This window comes from Lactobacillus sp. CA30L, assembly GCF_059900845.1.
In genome coordinates, this window is the sequence record NZ_JBWXGB010000004.1 from 225,246 (window position 1) to 239,227 (window position 13,982).

Sequence of the window (13,982 nt, forward strand, 5' to 3'; positions counted from 1 at the left end):
TAACAAATGGCACTGCGAGAAGGCGGTGCTTTTTTGTTGCCCTTTTTATTGGCACCAGGCGTTAAGAGCTCGGACCACCTAGGCCCTCCTGGCCAATATCCGCAAGTATCCGTGCCACCGATTCCACCAAGTCATTGTTCATGAGCCTGCGCTCATGAATATCCAAGTAGTCGTTTGCGCGCCACCACTGCTTTAGCAGCTGCTGCGAAAAGGGCACATTTTTGCGCGCATTATTCAAAACGGTTCGTTCAAACGGCACGGCCAAATAGTAAGCAAGCGTGCGGCCAGCAAATTGCCGAATCATTTCTTCCAGCGCTTCCCCGTATCTTTCTTTGGACAAGATTCCTTCTAGAATAGTTACTTGGTAGTTCCGTTCGCCCAAGTTGACCATTAGCCTGATCAACTCCGTAATTGGCGCCGCAGGATTTTTGTTTTCATGCAGAATTTGCCGGCGCAGAATGTCTTCATGCAGGAGCAGGCTCCGCTCATAACCAAGCTGCCCTTGCAATTTATCCGCTAGGGCAGTTTTGCCGCTGCCTGAGTTTCCCCTGATTAAAATTAAAGTAGGTTTCATCATGTTCACGTCCAAACTTTGATTGCACAGTCATCATGCAGTCAGTAATACTCATGACAGGTAGTTTATACTATTCGCGCTGCCACCGCCACAATGCTGGACCGTAAAATCAGTTGCCCCGAAGTGCAGAACCTCAGCAATTGGAAGCTAATTCCAACGCTAAATTAGTTTATGCAATAGGCGACATAGAAATGGCTGCGTAAAGCAAAATTTCGCATCCACTAATTTATGGGGCAAGCGCATTCATAATCTTTAATAATCGCTTAATAATTTTGCAAAAACAGGTATAATAATAGTATATATAGCTTTACCACTTTTTTACGGGAGAAGAATTATGCTTCGGATAATCGATGATTACATTGCCGCCCTGGCCAGAAATTTAGGCAGCCTGTCAGAAACTCAGCAGCACGATACAATCGCTTTTTACCGGGACTTTTTGCTAGATGGAGACTTTCAGACAAAGAAAGAAATAATCACAGAATTGGGCCAGCCCGCAGACCTGGGCCCCAAAATTGTGCAGGACTACTCTGAACTAGCCCGCTCTGCTGCCCCTACGAGCCAAACCAATGCCAGCAGCAACCACCTTCACGGCTTTCACGTTGAAAGAAATCCGTTAGCGTGCCGCACAATTGCACCCGGCAGCTTTACCCAAGTCAAGCTTGAAATGCGCGGAGCGGACGTAACCATTCACCCCGGAACAGAGTTTCAGGTCAAGGTAACGGACTTCCGTGACCAGCCCATTGACGTGAAGGTGGTCAACCAAACCCTGCTGGTCAAGGAAAATTCACCTGCGTCCCCCAAACACATCATCTCGTTTAGCTGGCGCAACGATTCTGGCCGGGTTGACATCACCGTTCCCAGGCCGGACGCATTAGTCAAGGTCAGCGGCCACAGCCACAATGGCGACCTGATTTTGCAGAACTTGCAGCTGCAAAACATGACGCTCGACTTAGACAACGGCGACGTCCTCCTCAACAACGCTAACGTTGCGGAAGAACTGATCGTTGCTTCCAAGGAGGGCGATATTGCCATTTCACAGTCAAAAATCAGCACAGCTTCGCTCAGGATGCACGATGGTGACGTCACGCTCAGGCGCAGCCTGCTCAAGCAGGCAATGCTGCAAACTTGCACCGGCAATATCAACATCGCCCAGTGCCACGCCAACCTAAACCTGGAAGCGCGGGAGAGTGACATCAGCATTGCACAAAGCCAGCTTACCGGTGAAAACCTAATCAAGGCGACAGAGGGCGACCTGATTTTGCGGGCAATAGTGCACGATATTAGTTATCAACTGGCCACAAAAGCGGGCGACATCATTTACCACAGGTCAAATATCGGCAGGAATTTTGCCAGCCCAAGCGATCAGAGCGACTCGCTTCAGGCACGCCTAGAAGACGGGGACATCGTTATCCACTAGTCCTGGCACCACTTAGCTTTAACTAATCAAATATAGGATAGAATCATTGGTTCTACCCTATTTATTTGCGCAAAAAAAGCAGTTTTTTATTGCAAATCATCATCTAAAAAATTATAATACTATTTAACATATAATATTAAAGGAGCTAAAGTATGGCAATACAAATTCCAACACGTTTGTTAGACGGTGCGGTCTTAGCCTTCCTCAAGAAGGATGACCTGTATGGCTACGCGCTGACCCAGAACGTCCAGTCGATTTTTGACATATCGGAATCGACGATCTACCCGGTCCTGCGCCGCTTAAAAAAGCAGAACTGCCTCGTTACCTACGATGAGCCCTTCCAGGGGCGCAACCGGCGCTATTACCACATAACTGACGATGGAATTGCGTTATTGCGAACAATCCAAAACGAATGGACGCAATTCAGCAAGAACATAGATCGGGTACTAGGAGAGAACAATGACCACAATAATTGATGACTACATCTTTGAATTAGAAAAGCACCTGTCTGACCTGCCGGCCGCCGACCGCAAGGACGTTAGCAAATTCTACCGGGAATTTTTGCTGGACGGCGACTTTGCCAGCCGGACTAAGATTGAGCAGGAACTGGGCACGCCTAAACAGCTGGCCCACAAAATCTTGGCCGACTATTCGACCACGGATGAACCGCAGCGTAATGCCAGCCGCAACGCTTCAAAGTCTAACCTCAAGTCAATCTGGTACATTCTCCTGGGCATTTGCGCGGCCCCAATCGGCATCCCCCTGGTGATCGCGGCCCTGGCTGTCATTATCGCCCTGTTAGCCACCTGTTTTGGGCTATTCGTCGGTTTCATGGGTCTGGTCTTTGGCCTCTTTGTCGGCGGGGGCCTCACTTTAATCAAGTCCGTCACCTTTTTATTCACCGCCAATTGGGCCATCGGCTGCTTCTACATTGGCGCGGCCCTTATTGCCCTCAGTGCCGCACTCTTTTTGGCACCGTTCATCGCCAGGCTTGTGCGGTGGCTGATTGCTGAATGCACGCGGTTCATTCAGTACGTGGGCAAGAAGATTTTTAAAAACAAGTACTACAAGACCAATTCTAGAAAACACCGGGAGGATAAGTAATGAAAAAATCAGCTAAAATCAGCGGCTCAATTATGGTTGTCGGCCTCATCTTGCTGGTCGTCGGGCTGCTCAATAACGGTAACCAACCCGTCGGAGCAAACGAATTCAGCACCCCCTGGCACACGATAAGCGGCAAGTCCGTGACGCGCACTTACAAAACGGGCAAATTTAGCCAGATCAACCTCGACCTGTTCATGCCCGACATTCACGTTCACCCGGGTAACGGCTATCGCGTAACCGTCAGCGGACCCAACGCCAAGTCGATCAGGGTCAAGGCGGCTAACGGAGAGTTAACCGTCACCGACACCAACCAGCACTCGTTCTTTGGCATCAACTGGAATAACAATCTGACCGCCCGCGTCGACGTCACGGTTCCCGACCGGGACGCGCTGAATAAAATCACGGGCCACGGCGACGAGGGCGACCTGGACCTGAAGGACCTGACCATTGACCAGATCGATGTCCGCCTAGATGAGGGCGACGCTACCCTTGCCAACGTCAAGGCCCATAATATCGCCCTTGAACTGGAAGAGGGCGACGTCAGGATTAATAACTCCGCTCTGTCCAGCGGCTCGCTGACGGTCAACGAGGGCGATACCACGATTAGGGGCAGCAAGTTCAAATTAGCGGCCCGCTCAGACGAAGGGGACGTCACCATCAGCGCTTCGCGGCTGCTGGGCAGCAGCTCGTTTAGAGTTGACGAGGGCGACTTCGATATGACCACAGATCAGAGACTCGGCTACGACCTCTCGTCAACTGATGATGACGATATTACGCTGCACGGAAACGACTACGAGGGCTCCTATCACAAGGCGGTCACGGGCGCACCTACACTGAAGGTCGAATGCAGCGAAGGCGACATTACCATTGATTAACCAAAAAGGAATTTAACTATGAAAAAGACAGCTAAAATCGGCCTCACCATCCTCGCAATCGGTATTGTGCTCGTGGGCCTCGGAACCGTTGCAATGCATTTTTGGGCCGGCAAGACCGATCCTAACGCCCGACAGGTGCAGCTAGCCCCCTTCACCCAGATTGACTCAGACACCGCCGCTTACAGCGTCAACGTGCGCACGGGTGCTTCTTACCACGCCACCGTTTCCGGCAAATACAAGGAAGAAGTCACGGTTAGGGTCGCAAACCATGGACTCGTAATCCGTGAAGCCAAGCACCATCCTGGTCACTTCTTCTTCAACTACGATCCCGTGATCACGGTCACCGTGCCACGGACTGCGCGCCTCAAACAAGCCACGATTACGGCCGCGGCGGGACGCGCAACGCTTTCCCACGTTGTCCTGGAAAATCTGGACTTGGACCTGGAAGCCGGTTCAGCCAGCCTGACTGACGTGACTGTGCGTGATAAAGCCAAGGCGGTGCTGAAGGCCGGCAGTTTAAAAATTGCGGACAGTGCCTTAAAGCTCAATGCCCAGGTTGCAGCCGGATCAACCAAGATTGACCGCACTAAGCTGCACGGCGCAAGCCGCATCAACCTAGACGCGGGTTCTCTAACCATGACCGCGACCCCATTAAGCGGCTATGATTTTTCAACTACCGTGGGAACAATTTCTTACCACGGACAAAACCGCGGACGCCACTTCAGCCACGGGACAAGCACCAAAAACACGCTGACGGCCAAGGCGGCAGTCGGGGCCATCAAGGTTAACTAGATGATTTCCAACCGTACCGTTTAGCTCTCACTATTCACATTAGTTATAAGCCCTATGACTTAATTAAGGAGAAATTATGGAAATAAAATTAGAAGACGTGTCTTTGCACTATGGCAGGAAAAATATTTTAGATAACATCAATTTGGACTTAACCCCGGGGGGTTTAATCGGGTTAATCGGTCCAAACGGCGCGGGTAAATCAACCCTGTTGCAGATTATTTCAACGCTTTTAACGCCCCAGAAAGGAGAAATATACCTAAACGGGGAAAATATTCTCGAACATCCCCGGGTAATGCGCTCTTCACTAGGTTATCTGCCGCAGCACGTACCGTATTATGCTCACCTGTCGGCTGTTGAATACCTCCAGTACGTTGCCGCAATAAAAGGCATACCTAGTAGCAGGAGCAAGAAGCAGATTACCAGTTTGTTAGCAAAATTTCACCTAGCAAACGTTGGCAAAAAAAGACTAGGAGACTTTTCCGGTGGCATGCGGCAAAGAGTGGGAATAGCAGCCACCTTGCTCGGTGACCCTAAAGTAATTATTGTCGATGAACCTACAGCTGGGCTAGATCCATTAGAGCGGTCGACAATTCGCAACGTCTTATCCGAATTAGCCGTCGACCACATCGTCATCTTGTCTACGCACATCATTTCAGATATTGAGGCCGTGGCCACCAAGCTGATTGTCTTGAAGTCGGGACAATTACTATTTACGGGCACTCCCGCCACTTTGCTTCAGAAGGTTAAAAATTCTGTTTGGGAATACATTTTGCCCCCCGATCAGTTGCCCCAGAGCCTAGCGAAGGTCAGCTCAATAACACAAGCATCCGACGGATTGCATGTTCGGGTTGTCTCTGCAGCTACACCGAATTCCCACGCTGTAAACGTCACGCCCCGTCTAGAAGATGCCAGTTTAGCCATTCTGGAAAGCGGTGAGTAGAGATGGTCAGAATTGTTAAGGCAGCTTTCCTAGAAAGCAGTCGCCGCTTTTCTTACTGGAGTTTAATTGTTTTAGCCTTAATAGCAACAGTGCTGAGCTATCCGCGAACCAGCGGACCACTAAAGGTTTTTGTTCTTGATCCGAACACATACTTGCAAGCAAGCAACCCCACGTGGGTACCCGTGAGTGTGGCACTGGTTTTAGGATTATGTTTACCGATAATAAGTTACTTGTTTCTGAGGAATGCGGATAGCATTGACCAGCAGAGCAACGTTGCGGTCTTGATGAATTCAGTCGAATTTTCCAAGGTTAAATATATTATGAGCAAATTCCTCTCCAACTGCTTGTTGTTGCTGCTTCTATGGTGTGTCGTCGTCCTGGGCGCATGCTTTATAACAATTTTACAGTTTCCGGGCGGCCACATAGACTGGGCTCAATTCATTACGCCCTTTTTGACCATGTTGCCCTGCGTGCTGCTTATCTCTGCTTTATCGCTGTTTATGGGTGCTGTGCCTGGATTAAACGGCACCCTGGGCATCATACTTGTCAGCTTCTTTTCATTATTGTGTTACGGCATCAGTGCAACAAACTATGACTCGCTGCTCCTCAAGCTAATCAACCCATCAGGCAGCTACCTCTTTAAGATGATTGAAGATTCCAGCATTCAGGCCACTGGCCACCCCCTGCGCCAAACAATGCTATTGAGCAGCGGCGCCGTTAAGCAAACCGGGAGAAATGAGCTGATCTTTCACGCTATTAGCTTCACCCAGCAAGACGCGCCGGTGCTTGTCCTCCAACTGCTATTGTGCCTGATGCTGCTTGCACTAACCGTTCTGTTTTTTGCATCGCACAAATGCCGGCGCAGGTTGGCAGCCATTCCCAAAAACAAGAACAAGTGGTTGACTACCCTTGAACCCGGGAAAAAGATAAGGGGCGATAAACTAACGGTCGGTAGTAGAGCTCCCGTTGTTTCCTTGGTATTAGCGCCCTTCTTGCAATTATGGCGCCTCCTGCCCAAATACAATAAGGCATTGTTGGTAATTTTATGGCTGATGGCCTGGTTTAGCCCCTCTTCCCTGGTTCAACTAGTCGTCATGCCCCTGCTCATCCTAACCGAAATGCCATTGCTCGGTAACCTGGGCTCCCAGGCTGCGAAATCCGGTTTTTTAAATTGGCTAAAGACGATCCCCATGGGCCCACGTAAGCAGCAGCGCTTTGAGTACCTGAGCGGCTTGCTGTTTACGCTGCTGTCATTGCTTCCCGTGATGATCAAGTCTAGCAGTAGTGTGTTAATGCTAATTCTCTTTAGCGTCTTTATATGTGCACTGGCCCAATTTTTAGGACTACTGAGCAAAAGCAGCCGCCCCTTCATTTTCTTCGTAGTAATATTTTGCTTTGTTTACTTAAACGGACTGACTAGCCTATTACCAATAATCGGTAACAATTCAGTAGCAGGCTGGATTTATGGCGGAATGGCACTGGGGTTGCTAGTCCTTAAAAGAATCTGCCTAAAGAGTTAAGTCCCACCTCGCCTTAGCGTTGCGCTGACAAAGTCAACCGCTATGGCAGACGTGCACGTTAATCGACCGCTTGACCACCCAAATCGACCGCTTGCTTAAATGAGCTAGTATTTATAAAAAAATTAAGGTTTAATAAGATTAATTAAGCGAAAGGCGGTAAACAACAATGAGTAATTTTTTAAAGAGCATATTAAATGCCAGCAAAGACGGTGCACAAGCTATCAGCACTAACGATCAGGACCCCGAGCCCCGTGAATTTGAGCCCGAGCCCTTCACCGGTATTGACATTGACACGGCGGCCTTCAGTGTCCAGGTACAATTAGGCAAGGCCTATCACGTCACGGTCAGCGGCAAGTACAAAAGCTACGTCAAAGTCCGGGTGACCGCTTCACAGCTGGTCATACGCGAAGAGAGTCACCGGTCGATAATTGATTCGCCGGAGCACTTTCCCCGCATCGTGGTCACGGTGCCCCACGGCATCCAGCTCGAACAGGTTGCCATTAACGCCGCAGCCGGCAGCCTCAAGCTGACCCAGCTAGACGCAGCGCGCTTGACTCTGGAGCTAACTGCCGGGTCAGCCGTCCTAGACAGCGTGAAGGTCGAGCAGAAATCCCGCATTGCCCTGGAGGCCGGCAGCCTCAAAATCAGCCACAGCGCTTTGACTTTTGATGCCGAAGTTGCAGCTGGTTCCGCCAAAATTGATACGGCTGGCCTGCGCGGATCCAGCTCCATTAACCTGAAGAGCGGCTCGCTGACGCTGTTTGCTTCCCCGGACGTGGGCTTTGACCTAGCCGCTGAGATTGGCTCGATTTCATACCACAGTAAACGCGTCGGACACCGCTTCAGCCAAAAAACTGATGGCACAGCCACGCTAACCGCTAAGGCTGAAGTTGGTTCAATCAAGGTTAAGTGACGTAATTTAGTTAAGCAAAAAGCCCTGTTCTGACGCTTGAATATCCCTATTGGGGATAAAGCTGCGTCAAAAAACAAGGCTTTTTATATTTAGAAGCGGATTGAGCCTAGCGCCGGACGTCAATCACAAAGGAGTTAAGGTCGCCGCGGTACTCTGCAATGGAAAACTCAATGGGCTGACCATCAACGGTCAATCCCTGGGTGTGAAAGTAAAAGACGGGCTTGTTGACTGCAAGGTTGAGCAAGTTGGCCGTCGTTTCCCCGGCTTCCAGGACCTCCAGTTTCCTAATTACCCGGGTCACCTTGAGGTGGTGCTCTTCCAGTGCGCTATACAAGGAATCCTGGGCAAAGTCGTAATTGACCAGTTCGGGAATGCGTCCTTGGGGCACATACGTAGTGACCAGGACCAGGGGCTGGCCATTGGCATAGCGCAGCCGGACCAGCTTAAACACGCCCGCACCGCGGGCTATGCCCAGATTTTGGCAGACTTCGTCATTTGCTTTTTCCTCGCCAAAATACAGCAGATTGGTTTTGGGGTAGATGCCCTTGGCGCTCATCTCCGTGCTGTAGCTCTCAATCAGGTGGGTAAACTCCTGCTCAATCTTAGTCTTCTTAACCAGCGTCCCCCGCTTACGTCGACGCTCTAGGTAGCCCTGATTAACTAACAACGCAATGGCTTGGCGGACTGTGGGCCGGCTTACGTGGTAGTGGTCAGCAAGTTCAAGTTCCGGCGGGATAAGTGCATTTTGCGGGTATGTGCCCGTTTGAATTTTGTGCAAAAGATCTGCAGCAATTATTTGGTACTTGGGGGTGTTCTTTTCTGTCACTGCTTTTCATCCACTTTCTCAATTACAAATTTAAACTTCAATTGCCGTAATGCCATCCTCCTCAAACCGCTTCTTGAGCGCTTTGATAATCTTAACCCCCGCACTGGTACCGATGCGCTCAGCCCCGGCCGCAATCATAGCCAAAAAGTCATCCGTATTGCGGATGCCACCGGCAGCCTTGACCTTGACGGCATCGCCAACCGTTTCCTTCATCAGCTGAACGTCTTCCGCCTTGGCGCCGGAGGTGCCAAAGCCCGTCGACGTTTTTATAAAGTCTGGCTTGACCTTTTTAGCAATGAGCGCCAGCTGCGTAATCTCTTCCTTGGTGAGGTAGCAATTTTCAAAAATCACCTTGCACGGCACCTGGTACTCATGGCACAAATCAACCATCTGCCGCATCTCGTCCTCAACGTAATCCCAATTATGGGCGCGCACTTGCGTAATATTAACCACGTAGTCAATTTCATTTGCGCCGTTTTGCAGCGCATCCTGAGTTTCAAACAGCTTGCTGGCAATGCTGGTCTGCCCCAAAGGAAAACTGATGGCTGCACCCGTATCAATGTCTGTCTCCTTTAACTGTTCAGCACAGTACTTAGATTGCACCTGATTAATTGCTACCATTTTAAAGTGGTACTTCTTGGCCTCAGCGCATAGTTTTTCCATGTCGGCCGCAGTCGCATCGGCGTGTAGGTTGGTGTGGTCGATCAGACGGGCAAAGTCATCAATTGTATATTTCATTGTTTCATTCTCCTTTTGTAATTACATAATTTGATTGTAGCCAGTACTGGATTTGCTGTCAACTATTATCTTAATTTTTGATTTTTTTAAAACAGGACGTGCAAATTGCAGTAGTTAAATAAATTATGTCAGTACAATTGATTCTTAACTACGGGTTGCTAGTGTGCATCCCCGCAACTAACCTCTTGCAATCAGCCACGCAATTTTTTAATCTTAACCAATTCATGTTAGAATTACCAAATAGTTTATATTGAAAGAAGGCCCTCATGGGTAAGCACGTATACTATTACCACAGCCTGAATGATGATGTCGTGACCAATCGCGGCCAGGATTACCACTTGCCGGCGGATTATGTTACCTTCCCTGCAAATGGCAAAAATAAACTGTGGTCGGCAGTCGTCCGCCCCGCCAGCCGTCTGATTAGCATGGTCTACGTCCGCCTAATTAGACGCATCCGGGTAGTGGGCAAAGACAAGCTGCGGACCGCAAAAGGACAGGGCTGCTTTATCTACGGCAACCACACGCAGGTCTTCGGCGATGTGGTCTTGCCGCTCAGCATTATGCCCGCTTCCAGCTACTACGCACTAGCCGCCGAGTCCAACTGGGGCATCCCCATCCTGGGAAAGTTGATTCTGCCCTACTTTGGCCTGCCCGTCGGTCAGAGCATTAAGCAGGCCGGCAAATTGCTCCGGGCCGTTAAGCACGTGATTGACGATCGCAAGGCAGTCGTCATCTACCCTGAGGCGCACGTTTGGCCCTATTACACAAAGATCAGGCCCTTCCCCGCGACGAGCATGCACTTCCCCGTCATGCTTCAGGTGCCCAGCTTTAGCATGACGACCACCTATTCTCGGCCCCGTTGGGGCAAGCGTCCCCGGATAACCGTTTACGTGGACGGCCCTTTTTATCCGGACCGCCAGCTAACCCAAAAGCAGGCCCAGAAAAGACTGCACGCGCAAATTTATTCCGCGATGCAAACCCGGGCACGACTCAACAACTATGATTACTACGCTTACCAGCAGACACCTGAGGAGATTTAAATGAATATTCTTTTTTGCGGCGATCACCACGCCGAAGATGGCATCTTGATTGCCATTCTGTCCTTACTCAAAAATAGCGGGGCACAAGAACTCCACGTCTATATCTTAACGATGTACACACAAAGCTATCAGAAGCGGTTCAAGCCCTTCTCCAAGCATGCCGCTGATTACCTCAAAGGTTTACTAACAGCACAAAATTCCCAAAACACGTTAAAGCTGCTCGACTGCACTGGACTCTTTGTTAAGCAGCCACTGGTAGCCAACATGAGCACGCACTTTACCCCTTACGCCATGCTCAGACTTTTTGCGGACGAAGTACCACAATTGCCAGACCGCATCCTCTACCTTGATGCCGACGTAATCGTCCGGCGTAGTCTCAGTCAGTTCTACCAGCAGGACCTAGCAGACACAGAGTTCGTCGGCGTCCTCGACTACTGGGGCCGCTTCTTTTTCCATAACCTGCACGAGCACCGACTATTCGACTACGTCAACTCGGGTGTTTTGCTAGTCAACTTAGCTGAAATCCGCAGAACTAAGCTGTTTGCCAAGGTACGTCAACTTCTGCAAACGCACACAATCTTTCTGCCCGATCAGTCAGCACTTAATCATTTGGCCCGCGAGAAGCGTCTTGCTCCCCGCCGCTTTAATGAACAGTATAAACTGCAGCCTGACACCGTAGTTCAACACTTTACCACCAGTTTTCGCTTTTGGCCTGTTTTTCACACTCAAACCGTGAAGCCCTGGGAGGTCAAGCGCGTCCATGAGGTGTTAAAACTGCATGAATATGATGATCTTTTAATTCGATACCTTGAATTAAGGGCTAATTTAGTTCAAAATTAGGTTATTTATTTGAAGAAGGATTTTAATATGACCCTACCCGTTTTTTATGCCATCAGCGATGATTACACTAAATATGCTGCCGTTTCACTGCACTCCTTAGTGAAACACGCCAGTCCGGAACGGGACTACACCGTGTATTTTCTCAACCAAGACTTATCAAGCCAGCACCAGCAAGACTTATGCCAGCTGGGCAGCGCAAACGTCCACGTTCAATTTGTTACTATTAATGATGACATTGTTGCCCCTATTCAAAACCGGAGCGAAAATTACCTCAAGGGCGACTTTTTTACGATGACCATCTTTTACCGCCTGTTCATTCCCGACCTCTTCCCGCAGTACGACCAGGCCGTTTATATTGATGCCGACACGATCCTGAATGATGACATTGGCAAGCTCTTTGACATTGAACTAGGACACAACCTGTTTGCGGCTTGTGCTGATTCATCAATTCAAGAAGTGCCCCAAATGATTACTTATATTAGAGCAGTTTTAGCACTTGACCCCAAGACCTACATTAATTCCGGCGTACTCGTGTTGAACTGCAAAGCCTTCCGCGAAGAGGGGTTTGTCGATCACTTCACTACCCTGCTTAAAAAATACCATTTTGACTGCATTGCCACCGACCAGGATTACCTAAACGAGATTTGTGACCAGCGCATTCTGCACCTTGACCCCAAGTGGGATGCAATGCCTAACGACCATACCGCGCCATTAAAAGCGCCCAGTTTAGTTCACTACAACCTGTTCTTTAAGCCCTGGCACTTTGCTGGCGTGCAGTATGAGCAATACTTTTGGGCTAGCGCAAAGGAAACCCAATTTTATGCCGAATTAACGGCCGAGCTGGTAAACTACACTGAAAAGCAGCGTGCAAACGACCGGCTTAAGCTCGAGCGGATGCTAGCCAAAGAAGATAAAATCATTAATGATCCCCATAATTGGGCACAAGTCAAAAAACAAGGACCCGTTACCCTATGATTATTGGCGGCAATCGTGAACGGGTAATTCAAAATATCAAGGTCGCCGCAAACCGGGGCGACTGGAACGCCAAGGTCGAAGTGGGCGATCCCGAGTTATCCTTAGCTGTACGCCGGGAATTAGTCAGTGCCTTTTGGCGTGATCAAACCAGCCTGAAGGGTAGGATCAACAACCGGATCGGCCACCTTTTATTCAGCTCCTTGATGCATCTTTTTACGACCACGACCACGTTCGCCGGTCTTGAGAATCTGCGTGGCCTGCCGCCAGGCGGTGCAATTATTACGGCCAACCACTTCAACCAGCTTGACTCATTGCCGCTCAAGTGCCTAGCTAGCAAGATGCACCACCAGTTAGCGGTCACGATTGAGGACACAAACCTGAAATTACCCGGCATCCTGCGCTACCTAATGAACTACGTTGGCACCATTCCGCTGATTCAGAACCCCCACTACGTCGGGCGCGAATTCCCCCGGCACCTGCACGATGCCCTTGTGCAAAACCACTGGGTGCTGATTTATCCGGAACAAGAGATGTGGTGGAATTACCGCAAGCCGCGCAAGCCTCAGCGTGGTGCCTATTACTTTGCAGCAACGCAAAACGTTCCTATTATTTCTACTTTTACTGAGATTCAGGCCAGCGGCAAGCTTGAAAAGGGCTACCCCAACTTTTATCGCACCAAGTATATTGTGCACATATTACCAGTAATTTATCCTGATACCAAACTAAGTGTAAATGAAAACTCTAAAAGAATGATGACCTGCGATTATCAACAAAAAATTACTGCATACGAGCAAGCGTACCACCGCAAACTTGACTACACCTTTACCTCGTGGGACATTGCAGGCTGGCGTGCCCACTATAAAGCACTAAACAAATAAATTGACTATAACTTTGTTATCAGCTAATCTTTAGTTAGTTCTAACGGAGGGATATATTAAAATGGAAAAATTTACAAAAGAAACTTTAGCAAAATTTGATGGTAAGGATGACAACAAGGCTTATGTTGCCATTGACGGAGACGTTTACGATGTGACAGGCAATTCATATTGGACCAATGGGCAACACTTTGGTGGGGCAGTTGCTGGTCGTGACATGACGGCTTTAATCGCCCAATCACCTCATGGTAAGAGTGTCTTAAGCAAGCTAGAAAAAGTTGGTACTTACGAAGGCTAATTGCTATTAAATAGCAAAAAAGAGTCTGGGAAAAAACTAGATCCTTTGACTTAATAAACTAAAGCAGGCAAACCACTTTTTAGTGATTTGCCTGCTTTTTGTCTCTACTGAATTGCGGTTGATGGTCTCAGCTGCCCCTTGGGGCCACTTCCGGTGCCAATATTTACTCAAGTTCATGGTCATAAGCATTAAACCTAGGTCATTTTCGACCTTTGCTTGCCCTCGGAGGTGGGTTCGCCGCATGCCAAAAACGTT

At 49.2% G+C, this 13,982-nt stretch carries 16 protein-coding genes and 1 pseudogene; 13 read left to right on the top strand and 4 right to left on the bottom strand.

Going from position 1 to position 13,982, the window contains the following annotated elements; all coding sequences use genetic code 11:
* Positions 1-61 precede the first annotated feature (61 nt).
* On the bottom strand, positions 62-577 hold the full coding sequence (locus AC2JF8_RS06515) for an AAA family ATPase (RefSeq protein WP_500762205.1): 516 nt from the start codon (positions 575-577) through the stop codon (positions 62-64).
* Positions 578-908: 331 nt separating this feature from the next.
* On the opposite strand from AC2JF8_RS06515, the gene AC2JF8_RS06520 reads away from it, so the two are divergent.
* The 8 genes from AC2JF8_RS06520 to AC2JF8_RS06555 all read left to right on the top strand — a co-directional run bounded on the left by AC2JF8_RS06520 (position 909) and on the right by AC2JF8_RS06555 (position 8,135).
* Positions 909-1,991: a DUF4097 family beta strand repeat-containing protein gene (locus tag AC2JF8_RS06520; RefSeq protein ID WP_500762207.1), complete on the top strand. Its 1,083-nt coding sequence runs from the start codon at positions 909-911 to the stop codon at positions 1,989-1,991.
* A 152-nt stretch (positions 1,992-2,143) separates the two neighbouring features.
* Complete coding sequence (locus AC2JF8_RS06525; protein ID WP_500762209.1) at positions 2,144-2,467, top strand: PadR family transcriptional regulator; 324 nt, start codon at positions 2,144-2,146, stop codon at positions 2,465-2,467.
* On the top strand, positions 2,451-3,095 hold the full coding sequence (locus AC2JF8_RS06530; protein ID WP_500762211.1) for a DUF1700 domain-containing protein: 645 nt from the start codon (positions 2,451-2,453) through the stop codon (positions 3,093-3,095). The genes AC2JF8_RS06525 and AC2JF8_RS06530 overlap by 17 nt, the downstream gene beginning before the upstream one ends.
* Positions 3,095-3,970: a DUF4097 family beta strand repeat-containing protein gene (locus AC2JF8_RS06535; protein WP_500762213.1), complete on the top strand. Its 876-nt coding sequence runs from the start codon at positions 3,095-3,097 to the stop codon at positions 3,968-3,970. The genes AC2JF8_RS06530 and AC2JF8_RS06535 overlap by 1 nt, the downstream gene beginning before the upstream one ends.
* Positions 3,971-3,988: 18 nt before the next feature.
* Positions 3,989-4,762, top strand: coding sequence for a DUF4097 family beta strand repeat-containing protein (locus tag AC2JF8_RS06540; protein WP_500762214.1), 774 nt, complete (start codon positions 3,989-3,991; stop codon positions 4,760-4,762).
* Between the two features lie 76 nt (positions 4,763-4,838).
* Complete coding sequence (locus AC2JF8_RS06545) at positions 4,839-5,702, top strand: ABC transporter ATP-binding protein (RefSeq protein ID WP_500762215.1); 864 nt, start codon at positions 4,839-4,841, stop codon at positions 5,700-5,702.
* A 2-nt stretch (positions 5,703-5,704) separates the two neighbouring features.
* Positions 5,705-7,222 carry a hypothetical protein gene (locus AC2JF8_RS06550; protein WP_500762216.1) on the top strand — a complete coding sequence of 506 codons (1,518 nt, stop codon included), beginning with the start codon at positions 5,705-5,707 and terminating at the stop codon, positions 7,220-7,222.
* 166 nt (positions 7,223-7,388) lie between these two features.
* On the top strand, positions 7,389-8,135 hold the full coding sequence (locus tag AC2JF8_RS06555) for a DUF4097 family beta strand repeat-containing protein (protein ID WP_500762217.1): 747 nt from the start codon (positions 7,389-7,391) through the stop codon (positions 8,133-8,135).
* Positions 8,136-8,241: 106 nt separating this feature from the next.
* On the opposite strand, the gene AC2JF8_RS06560 is transcribed toward AC2JF8_RS06555, so the two are convergent.
* Both AC2JF8_RS06560 and deoC read right to left on the bottom strand, forming a co-directional pair.
* On the bottom strand, positions 8,242-8,961 hold the full coding sequence (locus AC2JF8_RS06560) for a GntR family transcriptional regulator (protein WP_500762218.1): 720 nt from the start codon (positions 8,959-8,961) through the stop codon (positions 8,242-8,244).
* 30 nt (positions 8,962-8,991) lie between these two features.
* Positions 8,992-9,699, bottom strand: a complete 708-nt coding sequence (gene deoC, locus AC2JF8_RS06565) for a deoxyribose-phosphate aldolase (RefSeq protein ID WP_500762219.1) — start codon at positions 9,697-9,699, stop codon at positions 8,992-8,994.
* 266 nt (positions 9,700-9,965) lie between these two features.
* On the opposite strand from deoC, the gene AC2JF8_RS06570 reads away from it, so the two are divergent.
* The 5 genes from AC2JF8_RS06570 (at position 9,966) to AC2JF8_RS06590 (ending at position 13,727) form a co-directional block, all read left to right on the top strand.
* Positions 9,966-10,739: a lysophospholipid acyltransferase family protein gene (locus AC2JF8_RS06570; RefSeq protein ID WP_500762220.1), complete on the top strand. Its 774-nt coding sequence runs from the start codon at positions 9,966-9,968 to the stop codon at positions 10,737-10,739.
* Positions 10,740-11,579 carry a glycosyltransferase family 8 protein gene (locus tag AC2JF8_RS06575; RefSeq protein WP_500762221.1) on the top strand — a complete coding sequence of 280 codons (840 nt, stop codon included), beginning with the start codon at positions 10,740-10,742 and terminating at the stop codon, positions 11,577-11,579.
* Between the two features lie 27 nt (positions 11,580-11,606).
* Positions 11,607-12,554, top strand: a complete 948-nt coding sequence (locus tag AC2JF8_RS06580) for a glycosyltransferase family 8 protein (RefSeq protein ID WP_500762222.1) — start codon at positions 11,607-11,609, stop codon at positions 12,552-12,554.
* Positions 12,551-13,432: a lysophospholipid acyltransferase family protein gene (locus tag AC2JF8_RS06585; RefSeq protein WP_500762223.1), complete on the top strand. Its 882-nt coding sequence runs from the start codon at positions 12,551-12,553 to the stop codon at positions 13,430-13,432. The genes AC2JF8_RS06580 and AC2JF8_RS06585 overlap by 4 nt, the downstream gene beginning before the upstream one ends.
* A gap of 61 nt (positions 13,433-13,493) precedes the next feature.
* Positions 13,494-13,727 (top strand): cytochrome b5 domain-containing protein, encoded by a 234-nt coding sequence (locus AC2JF8_RS06590; RefSeq protein ID WP_500762224.1) that lies wholly within the window; start codon positions 13,494-13,496, stop codon positions 13,725-13,727.
* A 36-nt stretch (positions 13,728-13,763) separates the two neighbouring features.
* Here the strand turns inward: AC2JF8_RS06590 and AC2JF8_RS06595 are convergent.
* Positions 13,764-13,982, bottom strand: a pseudogene (locus tag AC2JF8_RS06595) (hypothetical protein); the annotation flags it as partial.

Coding starts and splice junctions, on each gene's coding strand:
- AC2JF8_RS06515 (WP_500762205.1), bottom strand. CDS start 577: ATGATGAAACCTACTTTAATTTTAATCAGGGGAAACTCAGGCAGCGGC.
- AC2JF8_RS06540 (WP_500762214.1), top strand. CDS start 3,989: ATGAAAAAGACAGCTAAAATCGGCCTCACCATCCTCGCAATCGGTATT.
- AC2JF8_RS06580 (WP_500762222.1), top strand. CDS start 11,607: ATGACCCTACCCGTTTTTTATGCCATCAGCGATGATTACACTAAATAT.
- AC2JF8_RS06525 (WP_500762209.1), top strand. CDS start 2,144: ATGGCAATACAAATTCCAACACGTTTGTTAGACGGTGCGGTCTTAGCC.
- AC2JF8_RS06590 (WP_500762224.1), top strand. CDS start 13,494: ATGGAAAAATTTACAAAAGAAACTTTAGCAAAATTTGATGGTAAGGAT.
- AC2JF8_RS06530 (WP_500762211.1), top strand. CDS start 2,451: ATGACCACAATAATTGATGACTACATCTTTGAATTAGAAAAGCACCTG.
- AC2JF8_RS06585 (WP_500762223.1), top strand. CDS start 12,551: ATGATTATTGGCGGCAATCGTGAACGGGTAATTCAAAATATCAAGGTC.
- AC2JF8_RS06520 (WP_500762207.1), top strand. CDS start 909: ATGCTTCGGATAATCGATGATTACATTGCCGCCCTGGCCAGAAATTTA.
- AC2JF8_RS06535 (WP_500762213.1), top strand. CDS start 3,095: ATGAAAAAATCAGCTAAAATCAGCGGCTCAATTATGGTTGTCGGCCTC.
- AC2JF8_RS06545 (WP_500762215.1), top strand. CDS start 4,839: ATGGAAATAAAATTAGAAGACGTGTCTTTGCACTATGGCAGGAAAAAT.
- AC2JF8_RS06550 (WP_500762216.1), top strand. CDS start 5,705: ATGGTCAGAATTGTTAAGGCAGCTTTCCTAGAAAGCAGTCGCCGCTTT.
- AC2JF8_RS06570 (WP_500762220.1), top strand. CDS start 9,966: ATGGGTAAGCACGTATACTATTACCACAGCCTGAATGATGATGTCGTG.
- AC2JF8_RS06555 (WP_500762217.1), top strand. CDS start 7,389: ATGAGTAATTTTTTAAAGAGCATATTAAATGCCAGCAAAGACGGTGCA.
- AC2JF8_RS06575 (WP_500762221.1), top strand. CDS start 10,740: ATGAATATTCTTTTTTGCGGCGATCACCACGCCGAAGATGGCATCTTG.
- deoC (WP_500762219.1), bottom strand. CDS start 9,699: ATGAAATATACAATTGATGACTTTGCCCGTCTGATCGACCACACCAAC.